Below are 19,757 nucleotides of genomic sequence, written 5' to 3' on the forward strand. Positions count from 1 at the left end.
AATTAGAATTGTAAATAGGATCGCTTTAGGATTTCTTTTCTAATATGAAATCTTTGATGATTTTTTCTGTATTGGAAGGCAAATCAGCATTTTTAATTTCAAAATGTTTTATTTTCATTTCAGTAAACCATTTTGTCCAATAGGCTTTTATTACTTTCTCTTCGTAAGGATTATTTCGATTTGGATTGATTCCTAAAACGAGCACTTCCAAATTAGATAAATCATCTCCGGTTTTAATAAAACCGTAATCCTGAACTTGAATTTTTTTCTCCCAGTCTTTGGTGTTTAAGCCATTCTTTCGAATCCATTCAGCAGTAATGTAGGATGTTCGGTTTTCTTCTTTCATTATGGTATTGTCATAAAACATATAGCCATCTGTGAGTATCACAAGAATGTTCCTTGAATCTTTTTCAAAGCATTGATCTTTCACTTTAGTGTCAAAAAAGCTCCAGATATCAGAGCCGATAAAATGGTTGTCTTGTATCGCAGATTCATATATTTTTGAGGTCTGTGAAGCGTAATTTGAATTGATGGAGTTCAGTAAATCTTTTGAGGCATTATTTTTATCAATAGCAATTTTTAACTTCTGAGAAATCGAATTTATATCTGGATCTTTAGGTTCCGGATTAAAAAATAATTGCATTTTATCGTCAATCTGCCTTATTCTTTTTGATTTTAGATGTTGAGTGAAAGCTTCCGAAACCGATTTTATATAACCTAAGTCCCGCTGATAATATTCCATAGTTGGATTTGGATTTTTTTCAGGGCTAATTCTGTCTGATAAATCAAGAAGTATGCTGATATTATAATTTTCGGATATAGAATTTTTAGAAGTAATGGCTTCCTTGCCTTTAACAGGATCTTGTTTGCATGAAAAAGAGATAACGAGCAATAATGATATTGCAAATGTTTTTAAGATATTATTCATAGGATTAGTTTTTAGAGTATACTAAATGTTGAAAATCAGGATCAATCAGATTTAATTTACTCAGATGTTCTTCAGAGTGAAGTTCACAACTTTCCAGAAGTTCAGTTTTTTCTTTATGAGCCAAAGCAATTTCTGTATTTATAGCCTGAAACCATCCTTCTTTATATTGATGATGATAATGAAGATATTCTTTTACAGGAAATACAAAACCATCTATTTTGGACTGGAGTTCTGAAATTCTTCCGTTTGCCGTTACAATTTGCTGTTTAAAATCATTTATTTTATTGATATATTCTGCTTTTAGTTTTTCTAAATCAATCAGATTTTCTCTTTTACCTCTTATAAAAGCCCTGATTTTATCAATGTTTTCAAACTCTTTCATTACAAAATCAAAAACAAGTCCCCAGATAATATAAACTACAAATCCTGCAAAAATGATCATCCAGAATTCTGCTTCGCCTAAAGCAATATTCAAATTGTACGGTGCGGAATCTGTTGTTTTATTAAATTCATAAATCTTTTTTTCGATTTGATAGGCTAATAAAGCATCAAATAAAAAGGTAGTGACAAAGAGGGCAATCATTCTGAAAATATTTTTAATCCCTTTTCCTTTTTGGACCATATGAATTACATAGCCTAATCCCATGAATACAAACGGAATTGTTATTACCAGTACACCTTCAAGCCAGCTGGCTTTAAATGAATTTGTTAAGGCATCGGCATCAAAAATAGCAGCTGTCAGACTATCATTTGAGAATTCCTTGAAAAATGCAGAATAAGAAGCCGAAACGTAAAATACTAAAACATAAAGCGTAATAGGTAGGAGTAAAAACAAGCCAATATAAAATTGTGCTTTTAGGCCTTTTCCATCTTCAATTCCAAATTTATCAGGATTTCGTTTGACTTCGATAATTTCGTTTTTGATCTGGTCGATATTATCGTTGAGATCCTGTTCTTTTTTTTCATAAATCCCAATTGCAGCTTCACACTTTTTAAGTTCTGTGCGATTCTTTTCCTGTTCTTCCCGATAGGGTTGTTTTAATCGGTCCTGTTCTAATTTTTGTTTTCGGCATTGATCTTCAAAACTCATGTATAAATTTTGTAAACAAGCTTTTAGAACAATTGGTTTTCCTGTTGCTTTTATTGAAGCAGCAAAACCGCTTTGATAATACGTAATTCTGATTTGTTCTCTGTCTTCTTCATTTTCATCTAAAAGTTTAGAAGAGGAATCGGTAGTTTTTTTTAAACTAAATAATTGTGAAAGTGGTTTCATAACTTAAGCGTTTAGTTGACTAATAATTTCTTGTTTACCAATGTTTTTCTGCACACAATCAATCAGATAGTCAGATAGGTCATTGATGTTTTCTTCAATAAAATTGAATTTTCTGCAATATTTTCTAAGCATATTCAATTCATCGTCCGTGACTTTTTCGTCAGCCCATATAATTCTTGCCAGATCATATAAGTATTCGATTTTTGTGGCTAAGGTTTCTGGAACTATAAAATCGGTACTGACAGGATTTAAAAAGAGTTTGTCTAGTTCTTCTTTTGGAATTCCTCTTTCATCTGCAAAATGATACAGCATTTGAAGTTCCAGAACATTAAATTGATCGTCTGATAATGCCATTTGGTATAATCGTAAAAAATGGCTTTTGAGTTCTAGTGTTATCATGTTTGATGGTTATTATTTTAAAGATTCACATGCAATTCCGTCACCGTCAGCATCTAAATTTTTATAACAGTTTTTGTTACTGTCATAAGTTGCTTGTGCTTGAGACCGACTTGTAAAATCTCCACAAGTTTTAGTTGGACAATTGGAGTTTGAACCCGAATTTGAAGTTTTCTCAACTGAATCTGAAGATTCTGAGCACGAAATAATTGAGCTAATTGCGGTAAAAAATAAAATCAGAATTAGGCATCCATTATTGTTTTTAGTTGAAAAAGACTTAGATCTGTTATTGGCATAATGCCCCTGAACATAAGTTCCGTCTTTTCTGTAATATCCTTTTCGATATCCCATAGTTATAAATGTTTTATTGTGAAAATTAAAAATGTAAGAAGTCCTGTAAAAGCAAATATTACAAGACACCCGCTATTTTGGTATTTTACTCCCGGGATGCCTGTTTTTACGGAATAACCGTATTTGCTAAATGTGCCCATCTTTGTTCTTAAACTTGGAGAAATCCCGGATTTACTAATATTTAGTCCGAGTCCGCCTCCAAGATTAATTCTTTTTTGAAATCGAAAGCCCATGATAGATTAGCTGCTGTGGCATGCACTACAACAAGTTTTGCATCCATTTGATTTTGAATACGTTTTTTTTGCCTCGGCTACAGCAGATTTACAATCTGAAAAAACGCCTAAATATTTTCTGTTCAATGGTAAATAATTACAATCACTGGTGTGAACTTCATGATCGCCATTTTGCTGAGCGTGTTGATTTACATAATAATTTTTCATCATTTAATAAAGTTTTAATTAATTATTGATTTAACAATTCAAACTTAATCTTATTTAAAGCCAGTATTTTACGGAAAACCATAATCCGTAAAAATTAAATTTTAGCCATAAAAAAAGCCCCCGAAGGAGCTTGAAAAATATGATTTTAGAGAGCTTAAATAATTCCCATATCTTTGGTAATCGAAACCAGATGAACGGTATTATTAGCTTTAAAAAAATCTTTGAGTTTCGAGAGTCTTTTTTCGATAGCGCTTTTGCTGTTGGGTTTGATATCGGTACTTTTAAAAATTTCTATAATTTCATCCTGTGAAGTACCGGCAGATAAATATTTTAAAATTTTAATATCAACATCATCCATTTCATAGTTGTTTTTTTCCTGTACTGCAGAGGCAACTTCTGGTGAAATGAATTTTTGGTCTGAGTTCGAAATGAGATGAATCGCTTTTTTTAGTTCTTCGATACTATTTAAACCTTTTAGAACGAAGCCATCAATTTCTGCAACATCAAAAAGAGATTTTATACGATAATTTTTATCTTCGACAGAATAGGCTATGATTTTAATAGCGGGCTGTAATTGACGAACTTTTTGAATGAGTTCATCACCACTGGTGATTTTTACTTCACGGTGATCTGTTTTAAACGAAAGGTCGCTGATTAATAAATCATAGGGTTCATTTTGAAGGATTGCAACGCGTATTTTTAGAAATGCATCATCACAATATTTAGAATGCTGAAAATCGACAATCTCCAAATCTTTCAGGACTTGCTGGATTCCTAAATTCATAGCATCAAGGTCTTCGGCTATTATTACTTTTTTAAACATAGGCTTTTATTTGGGCAGTGTTATTATTACTTTAAAACCTTTATCAGGCTGAGTGTCAAAAGTAATCGTTCCTTTTGTGGCCTGAATACGGTTTTCCATATTTTGCAAACCATTTTTTATAATTTTTGATTTTTCACAGCCTTTTCCGTTATCAGTGTAATTGATCATTACAGCCTTTGATTTACTGTCGAATTTTATGACCACAAGAAGAGCTTCGCTATGTTTTTTCATGTTGACCATTAATTCCTGCAGTACTCTGTAGATGGTAACCTTTTTTTCGTCCTCAATACTATCCCAGTTCACTTTTTCAATGTTTGTAATAATAACATTTGTATTACTACTATTATAGGTAGAAAGCATTTCTTTTAAATTAACAGAATAATAGGATCCTGTGTCAATACTACTATTCTCTCTCGAAATACCACGAACACGGATATATATATGATTCAGTTTTTGCAATAAGGTTTCTTTACTGTTTTCGGTAGTTAAAGGATGGGTTTGTGTATAAGTTATGGCGTGAAAAACATCATTTGCAAGTTCATCATGAATATCTTTGGCTATTCTGGTTTCGGTGTCGTAAGCAGTTTTTATTTTGTCTATTCGATTTCGGTTTTCATAACGTTTCTTCAGATAAGCCAGTAAAAAGAAAAGCGAAACAATACCTGTTATAAAAAATATTCTTTGGTATTTAGCTTTCTGAAGTGCCAGTAAATTTTCTGCTTGCTCTAAACGAAGTTTCTGATTTTCATCTTTCTCTTTTTTAGAGTCATATTTTATTTTGGCAAATTTGTTTTTATAGTTGTTTCTGATTTTAATGATACTATCATTTATTGTGATATATTTTTGTGCATAACTAACATTTTGATTACTAAAATCATTCGAAATTAAAAATTGTAAAGCTTTTAATCGTTCATCAATGCTATTTAGTTTTGTAGCAGTTTTATAAGCCTCTAAAGAATGTTGGTTTGATTTTTTTGGATCTGTTTTGATGTAATATTCTGCTAAATGCAGATTGCTTTCAATTGCTCCGTAGGTATCATCAATTTGATTTCTTAGTTTAAAACTATCTGTCATTAAAACAAGACCTTTTTCGGTGAAACCTTTTTTAAAATAAGCATAACCTAAATTGTCTAAAACTCTCGCTTTATTATTTTTAAGAGATTGGTTATCTAAAGCTTTTGTATTAATGATTCCTTCTAAAATATGGATTGCCTTATTATATTTCTTTTGCTTAATGTATACAACTGCAATGTTGTTTAATGGTCCTTGTTTTGAAATAGAATCTGTGCAATCTTTTAAAGCTTCTTCGTAATAATAAATAGCATCGCTGTAAAGAGAAAGCTCTTTGTCTGCTATGCCAAAAGAGTTATTGATAGAAGCATTGTAAATGTTTTTTTTTCTGATATACGGTAATGCCTCTGTCAGGGTTTCTTTGCTTCCATAGTAATCTCCGTTTATTTGTTGAATGGAAGCCATTTGGATAAGACTGTAAACAATATTTGCACTGTCTTTTATTTTTTCAAAGATTATTTTTGATTTGTTGAAATTGTAGAAAGCTGTATTAAAGTTTTTTTCTTCCATTGCTGACATTCCTTTCTTCCTCAGGCTGACAGCTTCTGTTTTTATAGATTCCTGATTAAGCAGGACAGTTGTTTTTTTCGTGCAAGAAAATAGTAAAAGGAAAGTGGCGAAACAAAAAAACGGGGATCGTAGCATAAAACTTACTTTCCCCGAAATTAGTAATTAATTATAAATTACAGATTTTTAATTGATTATTATTTTGGTGGCGGTACAACTATAGGCTGGTCGCCAGGACCATCATCATAAGCTAGTGGTATTTCTTTTTTTTCCTGAGTTTCGTATTCGTCAGCTGTACAAGAAAATAAAGTCGTTGACAATAGAGCACACGCTCCCAATAAATATAGAGTTTTCATTTTTTTCTGATTTAAAAATTAGACATAGACATTGCTGTTCAGAACCATTCTGAATCTTGTTAAGGCAATGCCATTATTGCTTGGGAAGTGAAGTGCGTAGAACTATAAAATTTATTTATACTTCCCGGATAAAGTCCGTTTTACGGTTTTCCGCACTTTTAATTGAACTAGTTTTGTACATTTGTTTTAACCTGCAGATCAAAACGTTAACTGATTCTGAGGCAAAGTAACAGCAGTTTTATAGCTGTGTTTATAGATGATTCCGATATTTCCGATGATTCTAATATTTCTAATAATTCCGTAGAAGATTATGAGCAACATTACTATTGAAGATTATAAAAAAGCGATTCGCGCTAAATATGAAATAGCCATTAAAGAAGATGTGTCTGGGATTTTATCAGATCCCACACCAGCCCAATTACGAGATTTTTATTTGAGAATTTTTGAAAAAGGTTTGGGTAGTATTGATGAAGAAATTGTGAAAATATTTTTGGAGGCTAAGGAAAATTTTTCTTTGAAAAAATCAATTGAGAATTTTAATATTGGAAAGTTTAAGCCTATAATCTCTTTTTTAAAAGGTGGAAATACAGATAACAGGCCTAGGATTGAAATGGCCGCAATTCTAGTTGATTTTTATCCTAGACCTTTTAATAAATTCAAATCTAAAGATGCATCTGAAGATATCAAAACGAAAGAGTTATATTTCTTAAAAGATGAAAAAAAAGAGAAAGAGAGGAATCATAATGAAGAAGAAAACCTAAATCAAGAAAATGTAACAAAGATTTTAGATGATGTTTTTGAAGCTGAACCAATAAACTTATTCTTGGATTTAAAAAAAGAGTTGCCTGAAAAAGAAACTCAAAAGGCAAAAAAAAATGTACTGATAGTAGTAACGGGAGTTATCGGTTTGTTTTTTTTAGGTTATTACTTTCCACAAAAAAAACAATGCATGCAATGGTCAGGTGATCATTATGAAGAAGTAAGCTGTGATTTAGAAATTCAGGGAATAGGAACGTACATTTCTGTTGAACCTTTAGATGAAAGAGTAATTCACCTTAAAAAAATTAAAGTATCAGACACAACTACCTTTTTTAAAAATGGAGAAGCAGTGATCTGGTATGCAAAAGTAGAAGAGGGGGTAGAATTTTTTAATTCACACGGAATGCATCCTGAAAATAACAAACCATTAAAACCGGTAACCCAATATATTATTGATAAGTATGTGAAATGAAGTAATAGGATTATTTTTGCTTTATTCTTTGGTATTTTGATATAAAATTGTTATTTCGTTAAACAAACGATAATTATGTAAGTTATTTTTGAAATTATGAAACAGATTGCAGTGACATCGAATGTATATTCGTAAATATAAAATCAAACATAATTTAAAAAAAAACAAACATGAAAACGAGAAATTTTTTATACGTACTAGCCTTAAGTTTTGGATTATTCGCAGCAACATCTTGTAGTAATGATGATAATGACGGAGAAACAATAGTGCCAATACAAGGTAAATACCAGCTTAGTAAAACGGGGGGAATTATTAATGGAAATGAAGTATTAATTGATGCTATTGAAAATGAAAGTGGATGTAGCAAAGATTATTTAGAACTAAAATTGAGTAATGTAGCTGTTATTGGTGATTATGACGGTGCTAATTGTGACAAAACAGAAACGACAGGGACTTATGTAAGATCTCATAATGATTTAACTATTACTATTGGTAATGCTGCTACTACGAGCGATATTATGAACCTTACAAATAAGGAGTTAAAATTAAAAGACAAAACTACTGGTGTCATTACAGTCTATACCAGATAAAAGTAATTTTTAAGAGAATCTGATTTTTGAGAATTGGAATTAAAACGGAAATAACAGGTAAAAAGTTATTTCCGTTTTTTTTGTTTTATATCGAAGGAAATTTACCGTACTACATCTACGGAATACACCGATAGAGTTTAACGAAAATTATCATTTTAATTTGTATTTTCGTTTGGTCGAAAACACGGCTTTGAAATTCAAAAAAGCAATACCCTAATATTTATGAGCGATAATACAATTGATAGTTTAAAAGAGGCATTGAAGCATTCTCCTGAAAACACGCCGTTAAGGCTTTTGCTGGCCGAAACCTTGCTATCCTTTAATAGACTTGAAGAAGCAGAAACAGAGTTTCTTACCGTTTTAAGGAGTACAAATGATATTAAGGCAAAAGTAGGACTTGCAACCACTTTCTTTAAAAAAGGAAATTACTCAGCCTGTAATGTGATTCTGGAAGAAGTGATTGAAAACGGAACTCAGGATTTAAACGTATTTACTTTATATGCAAAAGGACTTTTAAAAGAAAATTCGATTGCAAAGGCCGTTGAAACCTATAAAAGAGCACTGGCGATTGATCCTAAACACTTTGATGAAGAATTAGATAGTCAACTAAGATTAAAGGGGAGCCACGAAGTAATTGAATCAGATGACGAAATAGACAGCAGATTTCTGGAAAAACCAACGGTTAATTTTGCTGATGTTGGCGGAATGGAGTCTGTAAAAAAAGAGATTGAACTAAAAATCATCAAACCATTGCAACATCCGGAACTTTACAAAGCATACGGAAAGAAAACAGGAGGGGGGATTTTACTTTACGGACCTCCGGGCTGTGGAAAAACATATATAGCAAAAGCAACAGCCGGACAAGTAAACGCAAAGTTTATAAGTGTTGGACTGAATGATATTTTGGATATGTGGATTGGCAGCAGTGAAAAAAATCTGCACGATATATTTGAACTCGCCAGACAAAATACGCCCTGTGTTTTATTTATAGACGAAATTGATGCTTTGGGAGCCAGCAGAAGCGATATGAAACAATCAAGCGGTCGACACTTAATCAACCAGTTTCTGCAAGAGTTAGATGGAATTGACAATAATAATGAAGGAATACTGGTACTTGGAGCAACAAATACACCCTGGAATTTAGACCCGGCATTCAGGAGACCCGGCCGTTTTGACAGAATCGTTTTTGTTCCGCCACCAGATGAAACTTCGAGAGAATCAATTTTGAGGCTTAAATTAAACAATAAACCAACAGAAGCAATTGACTATAACAGTATTTCAAAAAAGATAGAAAATTTTTCAGGAGCCGATATTGAAGCCATTATTGATATTGCTATAGAAGAAAAATTAGAATCTTCTTTTGAAGATGGTATTCCAAAACCAATTAGTACAAAGGATTTACAAAATGCAATCAAAAAGCACAAAGCCAGTACACAGGAATGGTTTATGACTGCCAAGAATTTTGCCATGTTTGCCAATGATTCAGGATTGTATGATGATATTCTAACGTATTTAAAAATTAAAAAATAGCATGTCAGAAGATCATAGAATAGCAAAGGTTACTATTTTAATTCAACAGAAAAAATACCCGGAGGCTGAAAAAGTATTAAAGGATTTAATTTCAGAGGATGCTAATAATATTTACTTTTTGTCCTTGCTGGCAGAAGTTAATTTACAGCAGGACAAAATTGATGTTGCCAAAACCATAATCAAAAACGCCATTGGTCTGGCACCAGATGCTCCTCATTTATTTTATATAAAGTCCAGGATTGCAATTCAACAGGATGATTATAATGAAGCAGAAGAAAACATCATGCAGGCAATAGCGTTAGACTCTTATGATGCAGATTATTTTGCTTTTCTGGCACACATTAAGTTGTCACGTAAACAATATGAAGAGGCTTTAGAATTTGCTAATAAAGCCTTAGAAATTGATTCAGAAAATTTATTAGGGCTTAATACGAGAAGTACTGCTTTGCTAAAATTAGACAGAAGTGAAGAATCATTTAATACTATAGAAGGCGCTTTAAGAGAAGATCCCAATAACGCCTATACACATGCCAATTATGGCTGGAGTTTATTAGAAAAAGGAGATAATAAAAAGGCACTTAAGCACTTTAATGAAGCATTAAAAAGTGATCCTAATTTTTCCTATGCACAATCCGGAATGCTTGAAGCCATAAAAGCTTCTAATCCTTTATATAGAGGGTATTTAAAATATTCATTTTGGATGGGTAATTTAACAGCTAAGTATCAATGGGGTGTTATAATTGGTTTCTATTTAGGAGTAAAATTGCTTAGAAACTTAGCAGATAATAATGCGAATCTTCAGCCCTATTTAAATCCTTTAATAATTATTTTGGCGTTGTTTGCTTATTCAACCTGGGTTATTACTCCAATTGGAAATTTATTTCTAAGGTTCAATAAATATGGGCAGTTGTTACTTAGTGAAAAGCAAAAACAGAGCTCCAATTTCGTCGCTTTAGGTTTGGCTGTATTTGCTGTTGGTCTATTGCTTTATTTTGTTTTGCCGGATGAAAGATTTTTATCTGTAGCAGTTTTTGGATGTGCGATGATGTTGCCTTGCAGTGTAATGTTTTCACCCACAAAATATAAAGATTCATTAATGATATACACTATTGTTATGGCAATTATTGGCATTTTAGCGATAGCTTTAACCTTTATCAGTGGAGAAATATTTAATTTAATGTCTGTAATTTTTATATTTGGATTTATAGGTTTTCAATGGGCAGCTAATTTTCTATTAATAAAACAGAGCAACCGTTAATGAATTGAAATTTCCTGCTGAATAAGTGATTTTCTCTAAAAAAACAGGTTTTATAATCTAAGAAATTTGACAACTAAAAATAGCAACTATGGAAGATCAAAAAAATAAAACAGAAAGTTTAACGCCAAAGGTAACAGGTATTGGCGGAATTTTCTTTTTTTCAGACAATCCACAGGAAACAAAAGACTGGTATGCCAAAAATTTAGGTTTTGAAATTAGTGATTGGGGCACATCAAGTTTTGAATCCAGAAATATTGATAAGCCTGATGAGATAGAATCTCTTCAGTGGAGCCCTTTCAAAAGTGGGGATGCATATTTTGCTCCATCTAAAAAAGATTTTATGATCAATTACCGTGTTCAGAACATTGAAGCATTAGTAAACAAACTCAATGAAAATGGCGTAACCATATTGGACGATATCGTAACTTATGAGTATGGTAAATTTGTGCACATTATGGATGCAGATGGTAATAAAATTGAACTGTGGGAGCCTTCTTAAAGCAAATAATTTATAAGCAGAAAAACCTCTCAAAAATTAATTCTGAGAGGTTTTACTGTATCAAAAACGGGCTGTTTAGTCTTTAATTATTACCGTAATTAGGGCAACCAAAGCATTTACGGCTCAGGTCAAACTGATAAGTTAATGAAAGTTCATAAACACCTCCGGTTCTTCCTATTTTCGTAGTATTGAGATCGTATGAAAGTCCCAATCGCAAATGTTCGTATTGCAATCCCGTAAAAAAGTTGACAGAGGTAAGCAATTCGTTGTTCATACCATTTTTAGATGGATTTGTTACGAAGGTTGTTCCAAAAAACATTTTTTCAAATAAAATAGAAGCCCCCATATCCAGACGATTATAGCGCCCTTGCTGCATATAATTTGAGGTCACAAACATTTTCGTTTCATACGGAAAAAACAACACATCAATATAATCAGCCACCAGAAATTCATATCCGCTGCTTAGCGAGAAAAAGGTGTTTAAGGGCAGGTTGCCGTTTGCACTCAGGGCAATATTTGGCCTGTTGAGGTGTTTCATTGAAAGACCAATCCAAAGATCATCAGTATTAAAAACCATACCTGCAGATACATCAAAAAAAGTGATTTTATCGTTTGCTAGCAAAGGATCTATAGAAGTGGCATTGTTTGGACCGTTTATGTTAATCTGATCTTCCAGTAATAAATTTCCAAAGGCAAATGATTTTAAACCAAAACCGGCTTCGATACCCGGTCTGAAAGTCCAGTCGTCATTGATTCTTACCCGATAAGCATAATTGGCATTGATTTGTGTGAAATTATATTTGGAAGCATTTTCACGCTGGTTTAAAATATTCAAGCCAATTCCACTATTGAGCTTATCACTCCAGGTATTTACAAAGGCATAATCTGTGTCAACGCTTAAATCTAACTCAGGCCATTGTTCACGATGAATGATTCCGGTATAAGTGGTTTCCATAAATCCTGTAAAACCAGGGTTTAAGGTTTCGGGAACTAAAAAATATTGTGTAAAAATAGGATCCTGTGCTCTTGTTTTGGTATAAAAACAACATGTTATCAGTATAACAAATAGTAATTTTAATCTCATTTTTTAATATGTTGCTTTTATTTAATTAATGTTAATGATCCTTTTTCGGTTATGGTATGATTGTAAAACGTTTTGGCAGTTATCCTGAAATAGTAATTACCATTTTCAGCATCCAGATCTTTAATTTTTCCTCTCCAGCCATGAATGTTTACTCCTGTTTCGGTATAAATAATACCTCCCCATGTATCGAAGATATCAAGGGTTACATTGTTTAATCCCTGAAATACCGGTGCAAATGAATCGTTGATTCCGTCATTATTGGGAGTAAAAGCGTTTGGCATAACCAAAGTGTATCCTTTTTCCACAAGAATGCTGGTTTCATAAGAATAGCTGCATCCAAAAGGATAGTTAACGACTTGTTTTATGGTGTAAGTACCTTCTCTGGTATAAATATGCTCCGGATTTGTTTCAGTTGAAAAATTACCATCTCCAAAATCCCATGACATACTTGTAAAATCTCCCGTGGCTAAATTGGTGAATTTAACAGGGTCGTAAATAGCAAACAAGTCAAACATTTCTTTTCCATAAGAGCTTGTAGAGAAATTTGCGACACCCAAAACAGGTTTATTAACATTATGAGAAACATCAAAAGTACAGCCAAAACTATCGGTAACGGTAAAAATGATTAATCCTTTATTATCGGTTTTCATTATTTCGCCATTAACACCGGAAACAACTCCGTCTGACCATTTTAAAGTATAGGGAGGAATACCACCCTTTACATGTCCTACGAATGTCTGATCTACAAATCGGGTATCACAATTAAAGTCAGTTAAAACTTCAATTGTAGGGGTAAGCTGCTCAAATCGGATAATTTTAAAAGTATCTGATTTTTTACAGCCTCGGGAATCTGTCACCGTAACCGTGTAGTTGTCAGGAGTAAGCTGACTCAAGTCTTCAGTTTTGGCACCATTAGACCACGCATAAGTGTAAGGCGCTGTGCCGCCTGTAACAACAAGGTCGATAACCCCGGTATTTGCTTTAACGCAGTCAAGCGGGTTGGAGACATCTCCTCTTATTTCTAATTCAAGCGGATCAACAACAATATATTCTGCTTCTATTACACATAATTTTGCATCGGTAATTTTTACTTTATAGCTTCCCGGGCCAAGGTTATTTCTTTCAATTCCGGCTGTAGAACCATCACTCCATTCTAGTTTAAGCGGTGCCTGCCCGCCAACAAGATTAAGTCGGATGTGAGCATCATTTGCTCCATGGCATGAAATATTTTGAAAGTCCGGATCGATTTTAAAAACTGGCGCATTGTTAACCGTTATTGGAAATACTTTCGGACATCCTAAGGCATCTGTAATCGTAATTGAATAATTTCCTGCAGATAAATTAGATTGCTCCATTCCGGTTCCTAAATTACTCCATTTTATAATATACGGATCACCCGTAGCAAAAGGAACACCGCCGGTTATGTTATTAATTTTTATGACTCCGTCCCTAATACTGTAGCACGTCAAATGAGTTACAGAGTAGTCTAATTTAATTTCAGGGTTTTGCAGTATTTCAACTTTTAAATCTTTTGTACAACCCGAATTATCGGTAACGGTTAAATTATAGGTACCGGCATAAAGGTTTTTTAAATTTTGAAGATTACTTCTAAAACCGTTTGGTCCGGTCCAGCTGTAACGGTGACTAGGTCTTCCTCCTGATGAACTTACATTAACTTCACCAGTATTATATCCGTAGCATAAAACATCAACCTGGCTTTCCCATTTTACTTCCAGTAAAGGAGGTTCGATAATGGTAAAAGTTTGTCCTGTAAGTTCGCCACAATTATTGGCTTCTTTTATTTTTACCTGATAAACTCCTTTGTCCAGATTATTCAGGTTTCCGGAATTAACAGGATATGGACTTCCATCTTTTGTCCAGACAAAATTGTAAGGAGGTGTACCGCCGGTTACATTGGTATTAATGTTTCCATTTTTTGATCCAAAACAGGTTATGTCGTTTTTACCTTCACTGGTGATCCTGAATTCTCCAGGCTCTGAGACATAATAGGATGTATTAAAAGGGCAACCACCATCATCTGTAATTGATAAATAATAGGTTCCCGCTTTTAAATTAGAAATATCCTCATCAAAACTTTTAAAATTGTTAGGACCTGTCCAGGATATAATATAAGGTTTCCCTGTTGTACGGGGTGTCCCTCCAGTGATAGTTAAAGTAATAGAGCCATCACCAAATCCATAACAAGTTACATTTTTTATATTTTGAACCACTTTTATTATTGGCTCTACGGTGACTGTAACGGTAAAATCAGGACCTGGACACGATGCCGATATTGGTGATACAGTATAGGTTACCGTTGCAGGACTGGTAGTGTTATTTATCAGTGTCTGGCTAATACTTGTTCTTGGACTCGATTGCGCACTTGCACCGCTAATCGCACCCGGAGGAGAAACTATGGGAGTAGACCATATATAAGTAGTCCCGGATGGGACATTATCGGTTGTTCCGTTACTGACAGGTGTAATCTGAAAACTATCACCACTGCATATTTTTGCTGTTTTTGGAGTGATAACAGGGGAAAGTACCATGTCGACAGAGAAGCTTTTTGAATCTTCTGATGTTCCACAACTGTTTGTAACCTTAAAAGTAGCTTTATAAGTACCGGTTTTGGTATAATTAATAGGACCGGGATTAAGTGCTGTAGAAGTTGAAGGTGTACCTCCTGGAAAACTCCATTCGTATGTGATTTCTGAAGGCGGGGAACAGGTTTCCTCTACTGTTCCTACAGGATAAATGGTTGCCGTTTTGCAAAAATCTGAAATTGGTTTTAACGATATAACTGGTTTCTTTTTTACATGGATTGCCTGAGTGGTTTCGCGCTCTATTCCACAAGAATTCCATGTTCTAAGTCTTAGATAATAAATTCCTGGGGTTATAAAATTAAAAGCAGGGTTTTTAGAAGATGAATATGTTCCGTTTGCAAAATTCCATTGACCTTTTCCTGATCCTGGTGAAGTTTCTTTACCACAATAGGTTGGAGAATAACCGGTCACATCCCAAAAGAAGCTTGAAACACCACAGCTTAAATTTGTATCAGTCGTATTGTTTATCTGAACCGTTTCTGATGCACAGGCATTGCCAAAAGTAAATTGTGGCTGTAATACGGGTTCCACACATATATATTGTGCAGCAGGAGTGATCCCGACACCACAAGGTGTTGTAGCATTCAGGGTAACTTTATAAGTACCTGGTAATGAATAGGAGTGATAGGGATTAACTTCTCTCGAAGTTGTACCATCTCCAAAATCCCATGTATAAACATTTACAGTACTACAGCCATTAGTATAACCGGCATACGTTGAATTATTGAAGCGTACACCTGAATTTACACATGCAACTGACGGAATGCTAAAACTGATTACCGGCACGTCTAAAATAATAATGGGACCGGCAGTAAGATAGGTGCTTCCACAGGATGTTGTTATAGTTAGGGTAACGGTATTTCCAGACGGACAGTTGGCTCTTGTAAACTTATGAGGAATAGGGAAATTTTGTGAGGCTTGCGGATTCAAGCTATTATAATAAATTGAATTTTCTAATTGGGACTGAGTATAGTTTTGAGTAGAGCCGTCACCGTAGTCAACAAAATATCTCGTGTCAGAAGGATTAAGCGCCCATGATCCAATTGCAAAATCCATAGGGTCTACAGGAACACATAAGTTGGTTGTGTTTCCCGGAGCGATAAGTGCACCAATTGGGTTATTGGAATTTTTAACTACATACGTTACAGAGTTATTACAGCTATTATTTCCAACGCCTGTAATCACCATATTGAAAGAACCTAATTTTTGATATTGATGTGTTTTCGGAAAAGTGACATTTGTCTCTGTACTGCCATCGCCCCAGTCTACATTATAGGAGGCAATGCATGAAGCAGAAGCTGAACTGTTTCCAACAGTAATAGTGTATTTTGGATTCGAGTTGTTATCCCCGCATCTTTCAAAAGGTTTGTTAGATCCGGGAGCATTAAGGTCAGTAAACTTTAAATCGGGTTTTTCTTTTACAAAAACGTCTTTCGTTATCGAATTTACCTGACCAGTAGCATCTGTAACTGTTAGTTTTACAGTAAATTTTTGAGTTCCGCAGCCAAGTGCAGTAAAAGCGTGACTTGGGTTAATCTCAGTAGACGTTTTTCCATCGCCAAATTCCCATTTGTAAATAAAAGGACCATTTCCGTTCACAATTGCGTTGAATGTTACCGGTGTTCCTGAACAAGCACCGTCATTAGTAAAGCTAAAATCGACGTTAGGAGCGACTAAATTGTTGCAATTTTTAGTAGTGAAATTACTTCTGTCGTTATGATTATAACTGTAAGAAGCAGTAATGATTAAAATAAAAAGTAATGTTAAGAAGTAAAGTTTCTTCATGTAGTATAATTCGGTTATTTTCGGTAGTAAAAGTATGTGTTTTTTTTTTATCAAAGAAAGATTACGAATAATGATTTTGAATCATTTGTAAGTTTTATAGCAAAATTGGTTTCACCTGAAATTTTCTTTTGTGGAGATAAAGCACTAATCATTTATATAATAGTTTAACTCTTTCACAATAAATCAAAAGAATCAAATAATAATCAGAACCTTGTAAATAATAATTGTTATTATGATACTAATAAACATATTATACATTTGTCAGACAACAACCAAAAACAAGAAAAGTGAATCTAAAATTACAGCTTATAATTTTCTTTTTCGTATTTCACATCTGCGGAATATTCCATGGGCAAAATGTTCAGCTAGATAGTTTAAAAGGAATTGTTGAGAATACTAAAGTTGATACAGTAAGAGCCGATAGGTACAATAAAATAGCTGATTTATATAAAGAAATCGATCCTGATTTGACTTTTTCTTACGCTCAGAAAGCAATTGTGATCAGTTTAAAAAAAGAATACCATTTTGGACTTGCAACGGCTTATGTAAACAAAGGAAATGCTTCTATTATTCTGGGAAATTATAAAGAGGCATTGAAATTCTTTAAAAAGGCACAATTAGAATTTGAAACCGCATTACTAAAAGAAACGAATAAAAAGAGAATAAAAAGCGGTCTGGCACGTGCTTTTGCAAGTTCAGGAGTTGTATATTCAGAACAAGGCGATTATACCTCATCTTTAAAAAATTATGAAAAAGCCCTAAAATTATATCAGCAGATTGACGAAAAGGAAGGCATTTCTAAAACCCTGAATAATATTGGAATCCTTTACAAATCTCAACAAAAATACTCTAAAGCATTACAATATCTTAAAGAGGCTCACAAGATGCAAACCATTTTAAGTGAAAAAAATGCTCCTATGACATTGACTAATATTGGTGTTATTTATTTTGAAACCGGAGAATATCAAAATGCAATTCAGTTTTACCGAAAAGCTCAAAAAGGATTTGAGCATAACGAAAACAAACGTGGTTCTGCATTACTCAATAATTATTTAGGAGATTATTACAAAGTACAGAAGAATTTTACTCTGGCGAATGAATATTATCAGAAATCATTGGCTTTGTATGAGGAAATTCAGAATAAATTCGGTGCTTCTCTTGCTTTGTATAACATTGGATTGTTATTACAGGAGCAGAGAAAATACAAAGAAGCTTTACGCTTTGCTACGAAATCATTAGCCTATGCTGAGGAAATTGGTGTTCTGGATCAAACTTTTCATACAGAGGAGTTGTTAAGTGAATTGTACGAATCCTTAAAAGAACCTGAAGCAGCACTGGTTCACTATAAAAAATGCATTATTGCCCGTGACAGTATCAGCAATCAGGAGACCAGCAAAAAGTTTGCAATGGCCGAAATGAATTATGAGTACAAGAAAAAAGAGGCCTTACTTTCGGAAAAGCACAAAAGAGAATTTCAATTGATTGTGTTCTCTGTTTTGGGAGGGATTTTGCTACTTGTTTTAGGCTGGGTAATTTATAACCGAATGCAGGTAAAACGCCAGCTCACACTTAAAAAAGAATTAGCTGAGTATGAACAGAAAGCACTGCATCTGCAAATGAATCCTCATTTTGTATTCAACTGTCTGAGCTCGATTTCGAGTTTTATTGTGCAGAACGGAACCGATTCGGCTCTGAAATATTTATCGAAATTTTCAAAGCTCATGCGTCTGACGCTCGAATATTCTAAAGGCTCTCTTATTCCGATTGATAAGGAAATTGAAAGTCTTCAGAATTATCTGGAACTGGAACAGCTTCGTTTTGATAATAAATTTGAATTCGAAATCAATTCAACTGAAAATGTAGAATTTAACGTAGGACTGCCTCCGTTGCTGATTCAGCCTTTTGTTGAAAATGCGATTCTTCACGGTCTGGTTCCTAAAAATGGTAAAGGAAAAATAAACGTTGATTTTGATGTGCAGAACGAACAGCTGATTTGTACGATTACCGATGACGGAATTGGTTTGTCTGAATCGAAACTGCTCAAAGAAAATTCGGTTACAGCCCATCGTTCAATGGCCTTGAGCATTACAAAAAAGCGTTTGAAAATTATGGAATCCATAACTTCTAAGTCGGCTAAAATTGAAATACAGGAGTTAAAGTCTGACTCTCAAACAGGTACCAAAGCAATTTTATATTTGCCGGTTCAATATATATCATAATCCCACAAGCCAATGATCACAGCATTACTAATTGACGATGACAAACATTTAAGGACAGGTTTAAAAGCACTTTTGGAGCGTTATACTAATGATATTTTTATTATTGGTGAAGCCGAAAGTGTCAAAACAGGAATAGCTGCTATTGAAAAACTAAAGCCTCAGGTTATTTTTCTTGATATCCATTTGACGGACGGAACTGGTTTTGATATTCTGGAAAATCTTTCGAAAGTAAACGGAAAACTAAAGGCACATGTTGTTTTTATAACAGCTCATGAGCAATATGCTTTAAAAGCGTTTAAGTTCAGTGCCCTGGATTTTATTTTAAAACCTGTTGATCCGGAAGAGTTACAGGATACAATAGTAAAAATAAAAGATGCAGCGGGTAAAAAGAACTCTTTTGAAAACATTGATTTGCTGCTCGAAAACATTCGGAAAAAAGTAGATAATTTCAAACGGATTGCTTTATCGACCAGCGACGGAATTCATTTATTTGAAGTCGCAGATATTATTCGTTGTGAAGCTAAAGCCAATTATACCGAGTTTTTTATCAAAAATCACAAACCGGTTCTGATTTCAAAAACATTAAAAGAATACGAAGAAATGCTTACAGAACATGGCTTCGAACGCATTCACCAATCACATTTAATCAACCTTTCTTACTTGAAATCGTATATAAAATCAGACGGTGGTTATGTCATTATGGCTGATAACAGCAATATTCCAATTGCCCAAAGTAAAAAGGAAAAACTACAGGAACTGATCAAATCCTTATAAGATATATCTCCAAACTATAAACTAATCCTAAATAATTAT

The 19,757-nt window shown here is 33.6% G+C and carries 18 protein-coding genes; 7 read left to right on the top strand and 11 right to left on the bottom strand.

The genetic code is table 11. From position 1 onward, the window contains the following. Nucleotides 1-25: 25 nt before the first annotated feature. From DMB65_RS17160 to DMB65_RS22195, 9 genes are all read right to left on the bottom strand, one after another. Nucleotides 26-928, bottom strand: coding sequence for a hypothetical protein (locus DMB65_RS17160; protein WP_110307849.1), 903 nt, complete (start codon nt 926-928; stop codon nt 26-28). Nucleotides 929-932: 4 nt separating this feature from the next. After that, a complete protein-coding gene (locus DMB65_RS17165; protein ID WP_110307850.1) occupies nt 933-2,201 on the bottom strand; it encodes an ABC transporter permease in 1,269 nt (422 codons plus the stop codon). 3 nt (nt 2,202-2,204) lie between these two features. Beyond that, nucleotides 2,205-2,600: a hypothetical protein gene (locus tag DMB65_RS17170; RefSeq protein WP_110307851.1), complete on the bottom strand. Its 396-nt coding sequence runs from the start codon at nt 2,598-2,600 to the stop codon at nt 2,205-2,207. Nucleotides 2,601-2,612: 12 nt separating this feature from the next. After that, nucleotides 2,613-2,948 carry an excalibur calcium-binding domain-containing protein gene (locus tag DMB65_RS17175; protein WP_110307852.1) on the bottom strand — a complete coding sequence of 112 codons (336 nt, stop codon included), beginning with the start codon at nt 2,946-2,948 and terminating at the stop codon, nt 2,613-2,615. A gap of 2 nt (nt 2,949-2,950) precedes the next feature. Beyond that, complete coding sequence (locus DMB65_RS22715) at nt 2,951-3,181, bottom strand: DUF4236 domain-containing protein (RefSeq protein ID WP_110307853.1); 231 nt, start codon at nt 3,179-3,181, stop codon at nt 2,951-2,953. Nucleotides 3,182-3,187: 6 nt separating this feature from the next. Beyond that, the gene (locus tag DMB65_RS17185; RefSeq protein WP_230470706.1) at nt 3,188-3,391 is read right to left on the bottom strand and encodes a hypothetical protein; all 204 of its coding nucleotides are present in this window, start codon (nt 3,389-3,391) and stop codon (nt 3,188-3,190) included. Between the two features lie 151 nt (nt 3,392-3,542). Then, a complete protein-coding gene (locus tag DMB65_RS17190; RefSeq protein WP_110307854.1) occupies nt 3,543-4,211 on the bottom strand; it encodes a response regulator in 669 nt (222 codons plus the stop codon). Between the two features lie 6 nt (nt 4,212-4,217). Then, entirely contained in the window at nt 4,218-5,792 is a 1,575-nt protein-coding gene (locus tag DMB65_RS17195; RefSeq protein WP_317048145.1) for a tetratricopeptide repeat-containing sensor histidine kinase, read from the bottom strand. Between the two features lie 194 nt (nt 5,793-5,986). Beyond that, nucleotides 5,987-6,145: a hypothetical protein gene (locus DMB65_RS22195; protein WP_165834986.1), complete on the bottom strand. Its 159-nt coding sequence runs from the start codon at nt 6,143-6,145 to the stop codon at nt 5,987-5,989. 310 nt (nt 6,146-6,455) lie between these two features. Between DMB65_RS22195 and DMB65_RS17200 the strand changes: the two genes are divergently transcribed. The 5 genes from DMB65_RS17200 to DMB65_RS17220 all read left to right on the top strand — a co-directional run bounded on the left by DMB65_RS17200 (nt 6,456) and on the right by DMB65_RS17220 (nt 11,253). Beyond that, a complete protein-coding gene (locus DMB65_RS17200; RefSeq protein ID WP_110307856.1) occupies nt 6,456-7,376 on the top strand; it encodes a hypothetical protein in 921 nt (306 codons plus the stop codon). A gap of 170 nt (nt 7,377-7,546) precedes the next feature. Next, nucleotides 7,547-7,966 (top strand): lipocalin family protein, encoded by a 420-nt coding sequence (locus DMB65_RS17205; RefSeq protein WP_110307857.1) that lies wholly within the window; start codon nt 7,547-7,549, stop codon nt 7,964-7,966. Between the two features lie 222 nt (nt 7,967-8,188). Further along, nucleotides 8,189-9,496, top strand: coding sequence for an ATP-binding protein (locus tag DMB65_RS17210; RefSeq protein ID WP_110307858.1), 1,308 nt, complete (start codon nt 8,189-8,191; stop codon nt 9,494-9,496). A gap of 1 nt (nt 9,497) precedes the next feature. Continuing rightward, the gene (locus tag DMB65_RS17215) at nt 9,498-10,754 is read left to right on the top strand and encodes a tetratricopeptide repeat protein (RefSeq protein WP_110307859.1); all 1,257 of its coding nucleotides are present in this window, start codon (nt 9,498-9,500) and stop codon (nt 10,752-10,754) included. Between the two features lie 88 nt (nt 10,755-10,842). Beyond that, nucleotides 10,843-11,253 carry a VOC family protein gene (locus tag DMB65_RS17220; RefSeq protein WP_110307860.1) on the top strand — a complete coding sequence of 137 codons (411 nt, stop codon included), beginning with the start codon at nt 10,843-10,845 and terminating at the stop codon, nt 11,251-11,253. 82 nt (nt 11,254-11,335) lie between these two features. Here the strand turns inward: DMB65_RS17220 and DMB65_RS17225 are convergent, their stop codons facing one another. Together DMB65_RS17225 and DMB65_RS22655 are read right to left on the bottom strand one after the other, a co-directional pair. Continuing rightward, on the bottom strand, nt 11,336-12,337 hold the full coding sequence (locus DMB65_RS17225) for a PorP/SprF family type IX secretion system membrane protein (protein WP_110307861.1): 1,002 nt from the start codon (nt 12,335-12,337) through the stop codon (nt 11,336-11,338). Between the two features lie 17 nt (nt 12,338-12,354). Continuing rightward, nucleotides 12,355-16,725: a PKD domain-containing protein gene (locus DMB65_RS22655; protein ID WP_110307862.1), complete on the bottom strand. Its 4,371-nt coding sequence runs from the start codon at nt 16,723-16,725 to the stop codon at nt 12,355-12,357. A gap of 287 nt (nt 16,726-17,012) precedes the next feature. On the opposite strand from DMB65_RS22655, the gene DMB65_RS17235 reads away from it, so the two are divergent. Together DMB65_RS17235 and DMB65_RS17240 are read left to right on the top strand one after the other, a co-directional pair. Further along, a complete protein-coding gene (locus DMB65_RS17235; RefSeq protein ID WP_110307863.1) occupies nt 17,013-18,944 on the top strand; it encodes a tetratricopeptide repeat-containing sensor histidine kinase in 1,932 nt (643 codons plus the stop codon). A gap of 12 nt (nt 18,945-18,956) precedes the next feature. Continuing rightward, complete coding sequence (locus DMB65_RS17240) at nt 18,957-19,718, top strand: LytR/AlgR family response regulator transcription factor (RefSeq protein ID WP_110307864.1); 762 nt, start codon at nt 18,957-18,959, stop codon at nt 19,716-19,718. Nucleotides 19,719-19,757 lie beyond the last annotated feature (39 nt).

Origin of the sequence: Flavobacterium cheongpyeongense, assembly GCF_003202435.1 — a bacterium.
GTDB classification, from domain to species: Bacteria; Bacteroidota; Bacteroidia; order Flavobacteriales; family Flavobacteriaceae; genus Flavobacterium; species Flavobacterium cheongpyeongense.

What these genes read in the sequence shown, in the direction of transcription:
- DMB65_RS17160 (WP_110307849.1), bottom strand. Translation starts at nt 928, where the DNA reads ATGAATAATATCTTAAAAACATTTGCAATATCATTATTGCTCGTTATC.
- DMB65_RS22715 (WP_110307853.1), bottom strand. Translation starts at nt 3,181, where the DNA reads ATGGGCTTTCGATTTCAAAAAAGAATTAATCTTGGAGGCGGACTCGGA.
- DMB65_RS17215 (WP_110307859.1), top strand. Translation starts at nt 9,498, where the DNA reads ATGTCAGAAGATCATAGAATAGCAAAGGTTACTATTTTAATTCAACAG.
- DMB65_RS22195 (WP_165834986.1), bottom strand. Translation starts at nt 6,145, where the DNA reads ATGAAAACTCTATATTTATTGGGAGCGTGTGCTCTATTGTCAACGACT.
- DMB65_RS17185 (WP_230470706.1), bottom strand. Translation starts at nt 3,391, where the DNA reads ATGATGAAAAATTATTATGTAAATCAACACGCTCAGCAAAATGGCGAT.
- DMB65_RS17225 (WP_110307861.1), bottom strand. Translation starts at nt 12,337, where the DNA reads ATGAGATTAAAATTACTATTTGTTATACTGATAACATGTTGTTTTTAT.
- DMB65_RS17220 (WP_110307860.1), top strand. Translation starts at nt 10,843, where the DNA reads ATGGAAGATCAAAAAAATAAAACAGAAAGTTTAACGCCAAAGGTAACA.
- DMB65_RS17200 (WP_110307856.1), top strand. Translation starts at nt 6,456, where the DNA reads ATGAGCAACATTACTATTGAAGATTATAAAAAAGCGATTCGCGCTAAA.
- DMB65_RS17170 (WP_110307851.1), bottom strand. Translation starts at nt 2,600, where the DNA reads ATGATAACACTAGAACTCAAAAGCCATTTTTTACGATTATACCAAATG.
- DMB65_RS17175 (WP_110307852.1), bottom strand. Translation starts at nt 2,948, where the DNA reads ATGGGATATCGAAAAGGATATTACAGAAAAGACGGAACTTATGTTCAG.
- DMB65_RS17210 (WP_110307858.1), top strand. Translation starts at nt 8,189, where the DNA reads ATGAGCGATAATACAATTGATAGTTTAAAAGAGGCATTGAAGCATTCT.
- DMB65_RS17190 (WP_110307854.1), bottom strand. Translation starts at nt 4,211, where the DNA reads ATGTTTAAAAAAGTAATAATAGCCGAAGACCTTGATGCTATGAATTTA.
- DMB65_RS17205 (WP_110307857.1), top strand. Translation starts at nt 7,547, where the DNA reads ATGAAAACGAGAAATTTTTTATACGTACTAGCCTTAAGTTTTGGATTA.
- DMB65_RS22655 (WP_110307862.1), bottom strand. Translation starts at nt 16,725, where the DNA reads ATGAAGAAACTTTACTTCTTAACATTACTTTTTATTTTAATCATTACT.
- DMB65_RS17165 (WP_110307850.1), bottom strand. Translation starts at nt 2,201, where the DNA reads ATGAAACCACTTTCACAATTATTTAGTTTAAAAAAAACTACCGATTCC.
- DMB65_RS17195 (WP_317048145.1), bottom strand. Translation starts at nt 5,792, where the DNA reads ATGGAAGAAAAAAACTTTAATACAGCTTTCTACAATTTCAACAAATCA.
- DMB65_RS17240 (WP_110307864.1), top strand. Translation starts at nt 18,957, where the DNA reads ATGATCACAGCATTACTAATTGACGATGACAAACATTTAAGGACAGGT.